This window comes from Blastococcus sp. SYSU D00669 (assembly GCF_054050715.1).
Window position 1 is genome coordinate 57,106 of the sequence record NZ_JBJGZV010000001.1, and the last position, 14,541, is coordinate 71,646.

Here is a 14,541-nt window from a genome sequence, read left to right on the forward strand (position 1 = left end):
GGGCCCGAGCCCGGTCAGCTCCTGTCGGTGAGCACCCTTCCCGTCCGCCGGCCCGGCCGCGCGGCCGTCGAGGTCGTCGGCGAGGTCGACGCGTACACGGCTCCGTTGCTGGAGGCCTGCCTGCGGTCCCGGGCGGGCGCCCCCGGGCTGCGGGAACTGGTCGTGCACCTGGACCGGGTGACGTTCCTCGGCGCCGCCGGCGTGCACGTGCTGGCCCGGGCCGACCGGCGCTGCCGCGTGCGCGGTGCCCGGCTGGTGCTCCGCACGGGCGGCCGGCGGGCGGTTGTCCGCCCGCTCCGGCTGACCGGGCTGGCCGACCTCGTCCCGGTCGACCCGGCCGACGCGGGCCCCGCCACCAGAGGCCGCCGCCGCGCTCGACCGCTCGGCCCGCCCCGCCCCGGAGGCGGCGCACGCGCCGCCGCCAGGAGGCCGACCGAGGGTGCCACCACATCCGGCTGAGGCCGGCCGCGGCGCTCCGGATGCGGCTCCGGCCGGCCGGGTGCGGCACCCTGTGCTTGCCGGTCGTCGGCAACGGACGCGAGGGGAAGCCGTGGCCCGCAGCGAGCAGCGCGCACCGGAGGACTGGGTGTCCACCGTCGGCGCCGCCGCGGCCTCGGCGTCGGGGGCCCCCGCGGAGCTGCTCGGCGAGTTCCTGCCCCTGCTGGCCGACGCCGCCGTCCACGGCCGCCGGGCCGAGTCGTGGGAGCTGGCCGCCGTCCGGGAACTGGGCAGGCGGGCGGCCGCTCAGGGCGTGGACGCCCGGCACGCGGTGGACCTCTACCTGTCGGCGGCGTGGCGGCTCTGGCGGCGGCTGCCGCTCGTCGAGCGCTCCAGCGACCCGGAGAAGGTCCGCCGCGCCGCCGAGGCGGTGCTGCGCGTCCTCGACGACGCCGTCGGCCTGCTCGTCGACGGCCACCAGGCCGAGCGGCGCGACCTGATCCGCCGCGAGGAGGCGTTGCGCGCCGAGTTCGTCGACGACCTGCTGCGCGGCGACGCCGACGTGGCGCGCATGGTGGAACGCGCCGAGCCGTTCGGCCTGGACCTGGGCAGGGCCCACTACGTCGCGCTGGTGGCCCCGCGCGACGCCGACGGCGACCTCGCCCGCACCGCGGCGGCGCTCGAGCGGGCCGTCGTCGACCGGTTCGGCGACCGCGAGGTGCTGGTCGCCACCAAGGACGCCCGCGTCGTCGTCCTGGTCCCCGGCGGCGGACGACGGGGTCCGGACGTCGGCGCGCAGCTGCACGAGGACCTGGGCCGGCTGGCCGTGGCCGGCCGCTGGCGGGTGGCCACCGGCCGCGCGTTCCCCGGTGCCCTCGGGGTGGCCCGCAGCTACGAGGAGGCCCGCGAGGCGCTCGCTGCGGGCGAGCGGCTGGGGCTCGACGCCGACGTCCTCAACGCCCGCGACCTGCTCGTGTACCGGGTGCTCGGGCGGGACCAGGCGATCGTCGACCTGGTCGGTGACGTGCTCGGGCCGCTGGAGCGCGTCCGCGGCGGGCCCGAGGTGTTCCTCGCGACCCTGCAGGCGTACTTCGACGCCGGCGAGGTGGCCACCGAGGCGGCGCGGCGGTTGCACGTCGCCGTCCGCACGGTGACCTACCGCCTGAGCCGGGTCGCCGAGCTCACCGGGTACCGCGTCGCCGACCCGCACGAGCGCTTCTCGCTGCACGCGGCCGTGCTGGGCGCCCGGCTGCTCGGCTGGCCCGAGGCCCCGCTGCCGGCGGAGCGCTGAACCGGTGGCGTCGTGGGCGCCCGGCCGCGGGCGCTAGCCTCGGGAGCCTCAGGAGGGCTCGCCTAGCGGCCGATGGCGGCGGTCTTGAAACCCCCCGTTGCCGGATGTGGACGCCCAGCTCAGGCGTCTGACCGGGCTTCGGAGAGGCTGTCCGTACGGAGGACGTACGGACTCGGACGATCCAGCGACTGCCGCGCGCTGGCGACCGCGGACATGTCGATCCGTGACCCAGGACGAGTTCGACCCGCTGGCGCCACCGCCGCTGCCGCCGATGCCCAGCGCCGCCCCCACCCAGCGCCGTCCCCGGCGAGTCCCGTTCGCCGCGACGCCGCAGCGGGCGCAGGCCGTCCCGGCCGCGCCGGTGCAGGACGCGTGGGCGGTGCTGACCGGGCTGCGCCCGCTGGCGGAGGTGGTCGCCGCGCTGGGGGCGTCCGCCGCGGCGCAGCAGTCGCTCGCCGAGTCGGTGACCACCTACCGCCTGGCGGACGGACCGGTCCTGGTCGATCCGGCCGAGGTGCTCGCCGCCCTGGCCACGCCGCCGGCGTCGCGGGCCGCCTGACCGGCACTCCTCGACGCCGGAGCACCGGCGTCGACGTGGCATCGACAAGCCGCCGGGGAGCGCACCGGTCGGGCAGCGAACCGGCCGCCGCCGGATGGCCATGTAGGGCGATCGGGGGACAGGAGAACCGGGTCTACGGGCGACGCGCCGACCGGCCGTGCCGACGGAGGCTGGTTGCCGACAGCGTCCCCACCCGCGAGAGGACCCCCTCGGTGCACTCCCACACTCCGGTCGGCGGACGCCGGCCTCACGGCTCCGGCCGCAACACCGGGCCGGGCGCCGGAGCCTCCGCGCGGGCGGGGGCGTGGGCGTGACCGCCGGGACGGTCCGGATCTCCATCGGCGAGGTGCGGGAAGTCGGGAAGCGCTGGCGCTTCGAGTGGACGCTGCTCAACCCGGACGGATCCAAGCGTGGCAAGACCGCCACCCACGCGGACAAGGACGTCGTGGACGTCTTCCGGGCGGCGCTGATCAAGGCCCGCGCCGCCGGGGTGACCTTCGACCAGACGACGGGTCTGCCGCCCGGCGTGGAACGGCCTGGGAACGGCCGTGCTAGCCGCAGCGAGCGCCCTGGCGGCTACGACCCCACGCGCCCCCTCCTGGTAGACATCGAGGCGCGGATCCACGCCCGGTGGGACAAGCCCAGCCGCCGCGGCACCGTCTCGGGGTCCACCACGAAGGACCGCCTGGACGGCGCCGTGGACAACGCGATGGCCCTGCTCCGCTGGAACGCGCTGGAGAAGGACCGCATCGTCCTCGACGCCGGGCAGCGTAAGGCGGCGCGGGCCTACCTACGCGAGCGGTTCACCCCGCCAGAGGTGCGCCGCCGGAAGGCCGAGCGGGAAGAGCAGGAGCGTGCGGCGCGCCGGGCCGCGGTCGCCGCGCCCACGGCGCAACAGCGCTACCAGTGGCGCCGGGCGGACGCGACACGCGCCGAGGGTCAGCGGAAGCTCGAGGCCCGCAACCGCCGGTGGGAGGAGTTCTTCGAGCGCTATGGCCTGCGCTGGTGGGAGATCGACGTCGCCGCGGTCGAGGGGGCACTGGAGGCGATCTCGCTGACCGTCGACGGCGACGACGCCGAGGAGATCACCGTCACCGGCCGGTTCGTCCTGCTCAACGAGCTGTTCGAGTGGGGCGTGAGAAACCGGCGGCTGAGCGCCAACCCGGTGCACGCGATGGACCGTGACGACCGCCCCAGCACGACCGTGGCCGTCACGCCGCTCGACCTGCGGAAGGTGCTGCCGATGGCGCTGCTGCTGCGGCTGCTCGCCACCGTGCAGGCCCTGGGCGAGCAGGGCAACGAGCTGGCCCTGCGGCTGGTCGCCTACTTCGGCCTGCTGGGCCTCGCCGGGCTCCGCCCGGCGGAGGCCCGGGCGGTGCGGGTCTCCTGGCTGTTCCTGCCCGACCACGGCTGGGGCCACCTGATCCTCGCCGGCCGGCTGGCCGCACCCGGCCAGCGCTTCACGTTCGACGGCGAGCGGGACGAGGAAGGGGCGCTGAAGTGGCAGCCGGCCGGCGTCACTCGCGCGGTCCCGCTGCCACCCCGGCTGGTGCTGCTGCTGCGCCGGCACATCTTCCTGTTCGGCCTCACCGGCGACGACCGGCTGTTCGTCGGCCCCAACGGCAAGGTCATCAACGCCGACAAGATCAGCGAGGTGTGGAGGGCGGCGAAGGCAGTCGCGCTCGCCGGCGATGACCGGTTCGCGGCCCTGAAGCCCTACGGCCTCCGGCACACCCGCGCCACCTACCTGCTCGCGGCCGGCCTGGACGAGGGCCAGGTCGCCGCCTGGCTCGGGCACTCGACCTGGGTGCTGAACAACGTCTACCGAGGCGTCCGGGATCTGCGCGGCATTGGCTACGCGGAGGAGCTGCGCGCCCACGTAGACGACATCGTGCCGCCGGAGTGGCGCAGCGGGACCGGCCGGCAGCCGGGCGGTGTCGATCCCGCCGCGCTGGCCGCGCACCTGGTCACGCTGATGGCCGGGTCGGGCGTCGGGGCTGGACTGCCGCAGTTGTCGGCCCCGCACGACCAGGCCACGCTGCTCCAGCGCCTGCTCGGACAGCTCGTCGGCGGCAGCCCCCACGTCATGCTGGAGACCTCCGACATCGGCCCGGTGCTCGGACCAGGCCCGCAGGAGGCGGAGACGCTGCAGCTTTCCGGGGCCGGTTCCACGAGAAGCTGACTGCTTCAGGACGGCTGCACCAGGCATGTGTCGTGGCCGCGTTCCTGTGCAGCGGCGACCTCGCCGGCTGAGCGGGCCGACGGGCTTGGCAGCCCGCTGTCGGACGCCTGCTTGGCGACCTCAGCGGTGGCTGCCCACGCGAAGCCGATGTAGCCGGTGACCGCCCGCACCGACCGGCGTCGCGCTGTCTTCGGTGGTCGACGGGTCGTGGACCGGCACGACTGGATGCAGCAGGCACGCGTCGGGGAGCCGCAGCGGCGGCGTCAGCTGCGCCGACGCTAGTCCCACCACAGACCAACGACGGCCGCGCCGGGCGGCAGGTCCCGTGTGAGGAGATCGGTGCCTTCCCCGGTCCACAGCGGCGGCTCGTCGGGCGACCAGCTCGGCCACGCCTCAGCGACGGCTGCAGACAGAGCTGCCGGGATGTCGGACGCGGCGGGCCACGCCTCAGCGACCCGCTTCGCCAGCTGCCGGGCGACGGCGCGGTCTACCTGTATCCCGTCGAAGCGGATCGCGGCGCGGCCGGGTGCCATCGCCCCCACGAGTCGGCCGCCGAGGACGGCCGCGCACTCAACGAGCCAGCGCATCGGCGGCTGGGTCAGGTTGAGGCGTGCCTCGGCCAAATGGGCCGGCAGGAGGGTGAGCGCGTTCGCAGCCACAGCCGGCGGCACGTCGATCAGTCGCCCGACCTGCTGCGGATCGGGGTCGGCGTAAGAGCGCAGCAGGACGTCGAGGGCGCCGGCCGGGTCACGCAACGCCAGCCGTCCCGGCCGGCCGCGGCCAGCCGGGACAGCGGCGGCACACGCCGGGGTCGTCGAGCCGGCGGGTGACGGTGGGGACGGACTTGCGCAGCCCGCGGGCGATCGCCACCGGGCCCCAGGCCCGGGAGACGTACCGGTCACGCATGAGTCGGGTCATGGCGTAGGGCGCGGGCGCATGCCAGGCCACCAGCCACCGGGCTGCGTCGGCGGCCACTCACCTGGCAGCAGCCACCACGGCTGCTCCCGGCGCAGCACCGCCTCCACACCGTTGTCGCCCCGCAGGCATCGCAGTGCGGCTCCCAGGGTGGACGCGACCTGCCGGGCCTCGGCGACTTCCTGGCGCAGCTCGAGAATCACCTGGGCCAGGGGCTCCGGGGCGGGGCCGGGTGCGCGGTGCGGACAGTCGTGTCCCTCGATGATGGGCAGCAGGCAGGGCTCCCCGGAGCCCAGCAGTACCGGGCACAGGGGCAGCATCGGTGGCGAATCCTGGGCCGCAGCAGTCTCCGCCGCCTGCTCATGCCGCTCGCGGCGGGTAGCCCGAAGGGCGGCGAAGATGCGCTCGCCCTCAGCCCGCTGGGCGGCGGTGAGCCCCGGGGTGAACTCAATGTCGTGCTCGTCGTGGTCGTTTTCGGTGTCTGACATGCGCTTACGCCTACCGCCAGGCGCCGACAGTTCGTCCCAGACGGCTGCTGGGCGGTAGACCGCCTGGACCTCGCGCTGTCCAGGATCACGGCGCCGAGCTGGGACCGACGCACCGGGGGCTGCTCGGCAGTCGCCGACAGGCGTCATCGTTGCGAGCGCTCCGTCGAGCCCACGACGAACCCATGCGGAGGACGGCGCTCGGGTTGAACCGGGGCGGCCACCTCGGTCGAACCGTGATCGAGTACGACAAGCGGGGCCCGGCCGCAGCAAGTCCGCCTCGTTGAACGGCAACCAGCACAACAAGCCGCCGCCGCGCTGTACACCCGGCCCGGAAGTCCTTCCGCCGTCCGGCGCCGGACGTGCCGACCCGGCGCTGAAACCGCAGGTCGGCACGGGAAGGCGACCGACGTCGAGTGACCGCCGGCCCCCGGCTCAGGCCCTCACGCCACCGCACCGGCACGACGTCCGGAGCGCCACCGACGCGCCCGCGGCCCCTCGGATCGGCCGGACGTGTCCGGGGCGTCACCTACCGTTCCCCGCGCCGGGACGCATCCGGGCATCAGTCGCCACGAAGCGGGGGAGCAGCGTGCTCGAGCAGGAGACCGATCCGCGCGTGACCACAGGCCTGGAGATGTTGCCGGCCGGGCTCCGTCAGCTGCACGGGCTGGGGAACGCCCTCGTCCGCAGCGCCGAGGACCTGGCGCCGAACCTGCGGATCGTCGTCACCGTCCCCATGCTGCGGCCCGCCGGCGTCGTGGCGGCACTCGGCGCGGTGAGCGCGGCCCTTCCGTGCACCAGCTGCCCGCACCGCGAGCTCGCCGTCGGCTCCCGGGTCGCCGGCTGGAGGTCCGGGTTCTTCACCGACGACCGGCTCGACGCGCTCTCCGACCACGAGTTCGCCTTCGGCGGCCTGCGGGTCCGCGGCAACCACGACACCGTCCACCGGCTCCCCGACGGCTTCCCCGAGCGGGCCACCACCCGGCTCGCCGACGGCATGCGCGCGCAGATCGCCGACGCGCACGGCTGGCCCGAGCCCCTCGTCGGTCAGCGCCTGTCCAGCAGCTGCGCGCACCCGGTGGTGCTCGCCGGGCAACCCACCGCCGTCCACGAGGACGTAGAGGCGCTGGCCGCCGCCGCTCCGGCACTGCGAACCCCCGGCAGGCTCCTCCCCGGCCACCGCCTGCAGGACTGGTTCCGCCACCCGGTTCTCGCCGTCGGGTCCCTGCCGTCGCCCGACCAGCAGCCCTGGGCGACCGCCGTGCACCCGCGCCTGACCGTCATCAACGGCACGGCCGGCTGGGCCACCAGCCACCGGCACCTGTGGCCGGCCACGCCCATGCTGATCCTGCTGTCCCGCCGCTCGCCGGCGGCGTGCGAAGCGGCCGCGTCGATCGCCACCTCCGCATGGCCGGAGCCCCCGGCGTTCCCGGACACCCTCGCGCCGTGGCTGGTCCCCGGCCACGGCCTAGAGATCACCTGCCGCGTCGAGCCGGCCGCCGACCCGGACGGGGAGGACCTGTGGTGAGCACCCCGGACATCTTCGCCGCGTGGCGCGCAGCCGACGCGCCCGCACCCACCGTGAGCCGGCTGCCGTGGCCCGCTCTGCAGCAGGTCACCACGGCCGCCGCCGCGCTCCGGCCGTTCGCGGACACGGCAACCATCGCCGCCGACGCCCTGGCCGGCGTCGCCGCAGCCCGGCGGGTGCTCACCACCACCCCGCTGCCATCGGAGCATGCGCTGGCCGGCCTGACCGAACTGAACGCCCGCATCGGCGCGTTCCGCGCCGCTCATCCCCAGCACGGCGTGGACCAGGCGCTGGCGCGGCTGCAGACCGCGCTCGAGGTCCTCACCGCCGACGCGTCACCGGTGGCCCAGTGGTGCACCGACGTGCTCAGCCAGTACGGGGCCCGGCCGGACGGGACCCCCGAGGCGGTGCTCGTCGTGCCGCGCCGGTCGTGGGTGCTGGCCGTCTACGGGTGGCTCCACGAGGAAGAGCTCACCTGCGTCGACGTCGCCGCCCCAGGTCAGCTGCGCGCCGTGCCCGCCACGTACCGCGCTGCCGTCCTCGCCGGGCACCCGGCGTACGCGCACAGCTCCGCGTTCCGCGCCCCCGAAATCGCCGCCCGCGACACCGGCTGGCTGCTCACCGCACCCCCGGCCGCGCAGGTCCACCTCGCGCTGCCCGCCGACGCCCCGCCAGTCGACCCGGCGTCGATGTGGCTGCTCCCGGCGCCAGCGCACCCGGAGCTACCGCTGCCCGACCCCGGACGGCAACGGGACCTGCCGGCCGTCCAGGACTGGGAGCAGACCGCGGCGCGCGCTGCCACCCGCCGGCCCGTGCCCCGCCCGGCAGTCGCCCCCGAAGAGGCCACCGGTGCACGCGAGGTGCACCTGGCCAGCGGACACGCCATCTTCTTCGCCGGTGACGCCGGCCCACGGCCCCAGCAGGTCGTCGTTGACGACACCGGAGCGGTGGCCCTGGCGGCGACGACCTCAGCCGCGCTGACCGCGGGCACCCTGCTCGCCGTCCGGGCCGTCGGGGCACTGCACGTGCTGGTCGTCGTCCGCGCAGACGAGTGGCTCCGCACCCGCCGCGGATGGAGCAGCGACCGCATCACCGAGGTCCGCGACTGCTCGCTGCGCCTGAAGCTGGAGCTGCTGCATGTCCTCGCGCTACGCGGGCACGAGGCGCTGCGCCGCGACCTGGCACGGTACGTGCCCGACCGGTACGCCCGGGTGCTCCTGCACAACCCGCTCACGGCGCAGTACATCGCGCCACAGCGCCGGGCTGGGTTCGACGCGCTGGTCAAGGTGACCGGGTGCACCGAGCTGGCCGGCCGGTTCGACGATCTGGCGACCGTCCGGGCAGCGCACCAGCAGGCAGGGGAGACGATCCGACAGGACCTGCGGGCAACGCTGCTCGCCGACCGCAGCTGGCTCGCCGACATCGACGAGGTCGGCTGGGCCGAGCTGAACGCCGGTGACCTGGGCACGCTGCTGCTGGCCATCGTCACCGCCTGCCTGGACGAGCCCGTGCCGGTTCCCAAGACCTGGCTGGGTGCGCTGATCGAGATGAATGGCCGGCGGGTCAACGCACCCCCGGCCCAGCAGGTGACGACATGACCGGGGACAGGACCGGACCGGGGACAGGACCGGGCCGGGGACAGGCCCGGCGGCACGAGCGGTGACACCAGCGGACAGAGCAACGACAAGCCGAGCGACGGGGATGAGTGCAGACGTGAGCGGAACCTCGATGCACGAACACAGCAGCCCCAGCCCTGACTGGACGGCCGAGCAGACCCGGGACGCGATGGTGCAGGCGCTGGCCCGCGACCTGCGCGGCCCACTGGCCGACCCGACCGGGGCCTACCCCGGTGCGCCTCCGGTCCTGCTGACCCCCGGCCAGCGGATCGACCGCCGCCGGGACATCGCCCAGCTGTTCGTCGCCGCCGACGGGGAGGAGGTGCTGACCGACACCCCGACGTCCCGCTACATCGTCGGAGCGCTCTACCCGACCCTCGACGCAGCCGAGGAGGCCGAACTCGACAGCGACCAGGCGCCCGACCGGCCGTCAGACCGCACTCCCGACGACACCGGGGGCATCGCCGGGGACGTCGCCGGGGAACCCGCCGGCGACCTGACCGGCAGCGACGCCTCCGAGCTGTCCGACACCGCTGCGCCGGAAACCGACACCGGCCGGGACACCGGCGGGGACGACGACGACCCGGACCTCACACCACCGGTCGACCGAGCCGGCCGCCCCTCGTCGTTCACCGTCTCCTTCGTCGTCACCGACGACACCGACGCCCTGCAGCTGCAGGTCACCGGAGGCCGGTACGAGCCGTTCGAGTTCACCTACCTCGGCGCTCCCCGCACCGGCTGGCACCGGGTTCCCATCCACGAGCAGCTGACCGTGCCGCTGCCCACCTCCGGCCACGCACGCCAGACCGTCACCACCGGCGGCCTCACGCTCGAGGTGGGCGTGCTCGCCCGCCCGGCCACCGACGGGCACCGGACCGTCAGCTGCTACCTGGTCAACCGCACCGCACCCGGCGCGGTGCTCACCCAGCGCGTCCTGTTCACCGCACAGCTGTCCGCCGCCATCCCGGCCGGCCACCTCGCCGACTACCCCGACAACGACGCCGACGGGCACCCGGAGGCCGCCAGCCTGCGGCTGCTGTACCGGGCGGCTCCCGTGCAGGCCGTCGGCCGCGGAGTCGACGCCGTCGCCCACCGCAGCGACCCCGCCACCGGCGGGATGGACGTCGTCCGCACCGAGACCCTCCCGGTCGCCGCCGTCACCGGCACCACCCCCGAGGTGACCGACCAGCAGGGCCGCTCGCTGCGCGTGGACATGGACGCCCTGGGCCGCTGGGAACCCGAGGCCGTCGACACCGTCGAGGCGATGATCAGCAGCTACCGGACCTGGATCGCGGACAAGGAGACCGAGGCGGGCACGCTGCCCCCGCAGCTGAAGGCCACCGCCGACCGCCATCTGGCCGTCTGCCGCGCCTTCGCCGCGGACGTGGAAGCCGGCTGGGCGCTCGCCGCCAGCGGACCGGTGCACCGCTGCCTGCGGTGGACCTCGCAGGCGATGGCCGCACAGCGCCGCAGCTACGCGGCGAAGCGGCGGAAGGTGACCGTCACCGCCGGCCAGGTCACCGTCGCCGGACACGAACCCCGCGGCGACGCGTGGTGGCGGCCGTTCCAGCTCGCGTTCCTGCTGGCCAACCTCGCCCCCATCGCCTCACCCCGGCACCGCCGGCGCGGGGTCGTCGACGTCATCTGGATGCCCACCGGCGGCGGCAAGACCGAGGCCTACCTCGCGCTGGCAGCGTTCACGATGCTCCACCGCCGCCTGTCCAACCCCGGCCCGGCCGGCGGCGGCACCGCCGTCCTCATGCGGTACACGCTGCGGCTGCTCACCGCCCAGCAACTGCAGCGCGCCGCGTCCCTGCTGTGCGCCCTGGACGTCCTCCGGCAGGACCACGCCGCCGACCTCGGCGCCGAGCCGTTCACCATCGGTGCGTGGCTGGGCCGGGCCGCCACCCCGAACCGCCGCAAGGACGCGCTGGCGCTGCTGTCGAAGATGGTCCGCGACACGAAAGGCCGCCGGCGCATCGAGCGACCCTTCCTGCTGTCCCGCTGCCCGGCCTGCGCGGCCGCGATGGGTGACGTGGACACCGAGGGCGCCCGAGTCCTGGGGTACGACAACCAGCCGCTGCAGCGGGGCCGCGCCCGGATGCGGGCCTCCTGCCCAAACCCCGCGTGCCGGTTCCACCTGTCGAACAACGCGCGCGGCCTGCCGGTCTACGAGATCGACGAGGACATCTACGAGAAGCCCCCCACGTTCCTCGTCGCGACCGTGGACAAGTTCGCCCAGCTGGCGTGGAACGAGCACGCTCGAGTCCTGTTCGGCCTGGACAAGCAGACCGGGCGCCGCGCCCGCCGCGCACCCGGGCTCATCATCCAAGACGAGCTGCACCTGATCAGCGGCCCGCTGGGCAGCCTAGTCGGGCTGTACGAGTCGGCCCTGGACCAGCTGTTCCGGCACGACGACGGTCAGAGCCCGCACGTGGTCGCCGCGACCGCGACCACCCGCGCGTACGCCCGGCAGGCCGAGACGCTGTACGCCTGCGCCGCCGACGACGTCCGCCTCGTGCCCCCACCAGGGCTGGCCGTCGACGACAGCTTCTTCGCCACCGCCGACACCGCCCCGCCCCGGGTGTTCGTCGGCGTGTGCGCCACCGGCGTCAGCCGCTTCCCGCACGCCCAGATGCGGGTGCTGGCCGCGCTGTCGCACGCCGCGGCCGCCCTCGAGCAGCACGGCGCCCCGATCGACCCGTACTGGACCAACGTCGCGTTCTTCGGCGCGCTGCGCGACCTCGGCCAGGCGAAGGCCCTCATCGCCACCGACCTGCGCGGATTCGCGATGCGCCTGGTCCGCGCCACCGGCATCCGGGCCGGGGCACCGCGCCCCGACGCCGAGCGGCGCGCCGTCCGCAGACTGACCGACATCGAGCTCACCAGCTCCTCGTCCAGTTCGGCCACCGAAGCGCTGGACCGGCTGGCGATCAGCTACGGCGAGGACGGCTGCGTCGACCTCGGCCTGGCCACCAGCGTCATCGAGGTCGGCGTCGACGTCGACCGGCTCGGCCTGCTCACCATCATCCGGCAGCCCAAGACGGCCGCGCAGTACATCCAGGTCGCCGGCCGGGTCGGACGCAACGCGCGCACCGGACCCGGCCTGGTCGTGACCGTGCTCAACCCGCTGACCGTCCGGGACATGAGCCACTACGAGAAGTTCACCTCCTCCCACGCCCGGCTCTACGCCGCGGTCGAGCCGGCCAGCGTCACCCCGTTCACCGACGCCGCCCTGGACCGGGGCCTGCGGGGCACCCTGGCCGCCGTGGTCCGCCAGGTCCGGGCCGCCGGCGTCGACCGAGTCGTCCACGGCGACCTCGACCTCGTCCGGGCCGCCGCGGCCGGCCTCGCCGCCCGCGCCCGCCGGCTGGCCGGGGACCGCGTCGGGGGCAACGTCGACGCGCTCGCGCGGACCGCCGTGCACGAGGCGCAGACCGCCGCCGACCAGCAGCTCGCCTGGGGCGTGGCCGGCCCGCAGCAGCCCGTGCAGTTCCTCCGGCCACCGGAGGACCCCGCCCCGCAGCGGACCGCCAGCTGGCCGGTCCCGACCAGCCTGCGCAGCGTCGACGCCGACGCCGTCCTGCGCATCGACACCGACTGGCTGCCGGCCAGCACCGGCGGCGCCACCGGCCCGTCGGACCCAAACGGACCGGAGGACACCTGGTGAGCCGCTTCCAGTACACCCCGCTGCGCCGGGCGCACGCGATCGCCCCGTTCGGCCCCGGCGCGCTGACCCTGACCCGCGACCGGGTGTCGGCCGTCGTCTGCGGGCCGGCCACCTGGCTGCGGTCGCTGCCCTCCCGGCCGGGGGCCACCTCGATCCTGGACGAGCTCACCATCACCGACCGGCACCTGCAGAAGGCCACCGGCGTCGACCGGTTCGTCATGCCGTGGGCCGCCGCCGACGAGCCGTCCAAGACCGCCGACTGGGTGATCCCCGCCGTGCGCTTCCCGCTCACCGAGGCGTGCTCGAACATCGACTGCCAGACGATGGTCCGCCGGATCCCCGGCGACGCCGGGGAAGGCCGCTGCGACGCCTGCGCCTCCGGCCGGCGCCGGCGCTGGCCGACGTTCCAGACCGCCGTCGTCCAGGCCTGCCCGGCCGGGCACCTCGACGACGTCGACTGGGGCGGCTGGCTGCACGCCCAGCCCGGCGACCCGTGCCCGGGGGAGGACCTGCAGTACCGGCCCGGGTCGACCGCCGACCGCCCCCAGCTGCACTGCCGTGGATGCGGGCGGCGGGAGACCTTCGAACCGGACACGGACTTCCCCTGCACCGGGGCGCGCCCGTGGCTGCCGCACGCCGGCCCCGAGGGCTGCCGGCTGCGGGCACGCCCGCTGGAGCGGACCAGCACCTCGGCGTACTACGCCTGGCAGCTGTCCAGCCTGACCATCCCGGTCGCCGGTGCGGACAACCCCGCCCTGCTGCACGCCCTCACCGACAACCCGACGCTGCGCACGCTGCGCGGCCTGCCCCGCAGCGTCGAGGTCACCAACAGCATGGTCGAGGTGATTCGGGCCGTCGGCATCGCCACCGACACCGCCGAGGTCCTCCGGCACCTCGACGCGCTCGACGCCGACCACGTCACCGACCCTTCCCGCGCTGAAGAGCTCACGGCGCTGCAGTCCGAGGACCATCCGCGGCGCCCGACCGGCGCCCTCCCCGACCTCGTCGTCGCGCCGCAGGACGTCGCGCAGTACCGCGGCAGCCGCCTGGGCCGCCAGCTGTCCGGCGTCAGCCTGGTCCCGCGGCTGCGGGAGACCCGCGTGCTGACCGGCTTCAGCCGGCTGGAACCGGCGGCCGCCGACGTCGACGCCGGCTACCTGCAGCTGTGGGGCAAGCAGCGACCGGAGACGTTCGCCCAGCCGGCCGAGGACGACTGGCTGCCCGGCTACCAGGTCTTCGGCGAGGGCATCCTGTGCGTCCTGGACAACAACGCCGTCGACCACTGGATCAGCCGGGTCGACCACGACCCGCGCCTCCTGGCCGCTGCGCGCGCCGCCGCCGGCCAGACCGAACGCCCGCAGCGGCCCCTGGCCTGGCTGCTGGCCCACACCCTCGCCCACCTGCTCATGCGGGCGGCCGCTCCGCACGCCGGGTACGCGCTCCCGTCCCTGCGTGAACGGATCTTCGCCACGGACCAGCGGACCGCGTTCCTCGTCTACACCGCCGCCGGCGACGTCCACGGCACTCTGGGCGGGCTCGTGGAGCTCGGCACACCCGACCGGCTCGGTGAGCTCCTCGAGACCGCCGCCGACGCGGCGCTGTGGTGCGCCACTGATCCGGTCTGCGGCGAGGACGACGGCGCGCCCCGCGGCCGAGGGTCGGAGCCGGGAGCCTGCCACCACTGCCTGCTGGTGCCGGAGACCTCCTGCGAGGCGTTCAACCACGGCCTCGACCGGGCCGCCGTCGTGGGGCACGGCGAGGTGCCTGGCTTCCTTGCTGGGACGATCCGGTTGACAGTGCCAGGGGAAGGGGAGCGGATCTGACGCTGCCGATGAGACATCCTTCTCGACCGAGTGC

Annotated in this window: 10 protein-coding genes; 8 read left to right on the forward strand and 2 right to left on the reverse strand. The window is 75.2% G+C overall.

All coding sequences use genetic code 11. From position 1 onward, the window contains the following. Positions 1 to 27: 27 nt before the first annotated feature. The 4 genes from ACI8AF_RS00255 to ACI8AF_RS00270 all read left to right on the forward strand — a co-directional run bounded on the left by ACI8AF_RS00255 (position 28) and on the right by ACI8AF_RS00270 (position 4,470). Positions 28 to 459: an anti-sigma factor antagonist gene (locus tag ACI8AF_RS00255; protein ID WP_456537645.1), complete on the forward strand. Its 432-nt coding sequence runs from the start codon at positions 28 to 30 to the stop codon at positions 457 to 459. Between the two features lie 91 nt (positions 460 to 550). Then, a complete protein-coding gene (locus ACI8AF_RS00260; protein WP_456537646.1) occupies positions 551 to 1,729 on the forward strand; it encodes a PucR family transcriptional regulator in 1,179 nt (392 codons plus the stop codon). A gap of 223 nt (positions 1,730 to 1,952) precedes the next feature. After that, positions 1,953 to 2,288, forward strand: coding sequence for a hypothetical protein (locus ACI8AF_RS00265; RefSeq protein ID WP_456537647.1), 336 nt, complete (start codon positions 1,953 to 1,955; stop codon positions 2,286 to 2,288). 310 nt (positions 2,289 to 2,598) lie between these two features. Further along, positions 2,599 to 4,470 carry a hypothetical protein gene (locus ACI8AF_RS00270; protein WP_456537648.1) on the forward strand — a complete coding sequence of 624 codons (1,872 nt, stop codon included), beginning with the start codon at positions 2,599 to 2,601 and terminating at the stop codon, positions 4,468 to 4,470. A 278-nt stretch (positions 4,471 to 4,748) separates the two neighbouring features. Here ACI8AF_RS00270 and ACI8AF_RS00275 read toward each other — a convergent pair whose 3' ends face one another. Both ACI8AF_RS00275 and ACI8AF_RS00280 read right to left on the reverse strand, forming a co-directional pair. Continuing rightward, entirely contained in the window at positions 4,749 to 5,225 is a 477-nt protein-coding gene (locus ACI8AF_RS00275; RefSeq protein ID WP_456537649.1) for a hypothetical protein, read from the reverse strand. Positions 5,226 to 5,384: 159 nt separating this feature from the next. Beyond that, complete coding sequence (locus tag ACI8AF_RS00280; RefSeq protein WP_456537650.1) at positions 5,385 to 5,873, reverse strand: hypothetical protein; 489 nt, start codon at positions 5,871 to 5,873, stop codon at positions 5,385 to 5,387. Positions 5,874 to 6,459: 586 nt separating this feature from the next. On the opposite strand from ACI8AF_RS00280, the gene ACI8AF_RS00285 reads away from it, so the two are divergent. The 4 genes from ACI8AF_RS00285 (at position 6,460) to drmB (ending at position 14,507) form a co-directional block, all read left to right on the forward strand. Beyond that, a complete protein-coding gene (locus ACI8AF_RS00285) occupies positions 6,460 to 7,398 on the forward strand; it encodes a hypothetical protein (RefSeq protein ID WP_456537651.1) in 939 nt (312 codons plus the stop codon). Then, entirely contained in the window at positions 7,395 to 8,996 is a 1,602-nt protein-coding gene (locus ACI8AF_RS00290; protein WP_456537652.1) for a hypothetical protein, read from the forward strand. Before ACI8AF_RS00285 ends, ACI8AF_RS00290 begins: the two co-directional genes overlap by 4 nt. A 115-nt stretch (positions 8,997 to 9,111) precedes the next feature. After that, positions 9,112 to 12,684: a helicase-related protein gene (locus ACI8AF_RS00295; protein ID WP_456537653.1), complete on the forward strand. Its 3,573-nt coding sequence runs from the start codon at positions 9,112 to 9,114 to the stop codon at positions 12,682 to 12,684. Next, on the forward strand, positions 12,681 to 14,507 hold the full coding sequence (gene drmB / locus ACI8AF_RS00300; RefSeq protein WP_456537654.1) for a DrmB family protein: 1,827 nt from the start codon (positions 12,681 to 12,683) through the stop codon (positions 14,505 to 14,507). Before ACI8AF_RS00295 ends, drmB begins: the two co-directional genes overlap by 4 nt. The last annotated feature ends 34 nt before the right edge of the window (positions 14,508 to 14,541 follow it).

Excerpts from the sequence above, each read along its gene's own strand:
- ACI8AF_RS00280 (WP_456537650.1), bottom strand. The coding sequence starts at position 5,873 with ATGTCAGACACCGAAAACGACCACGACGAGCACGACATTGAGTTCACC.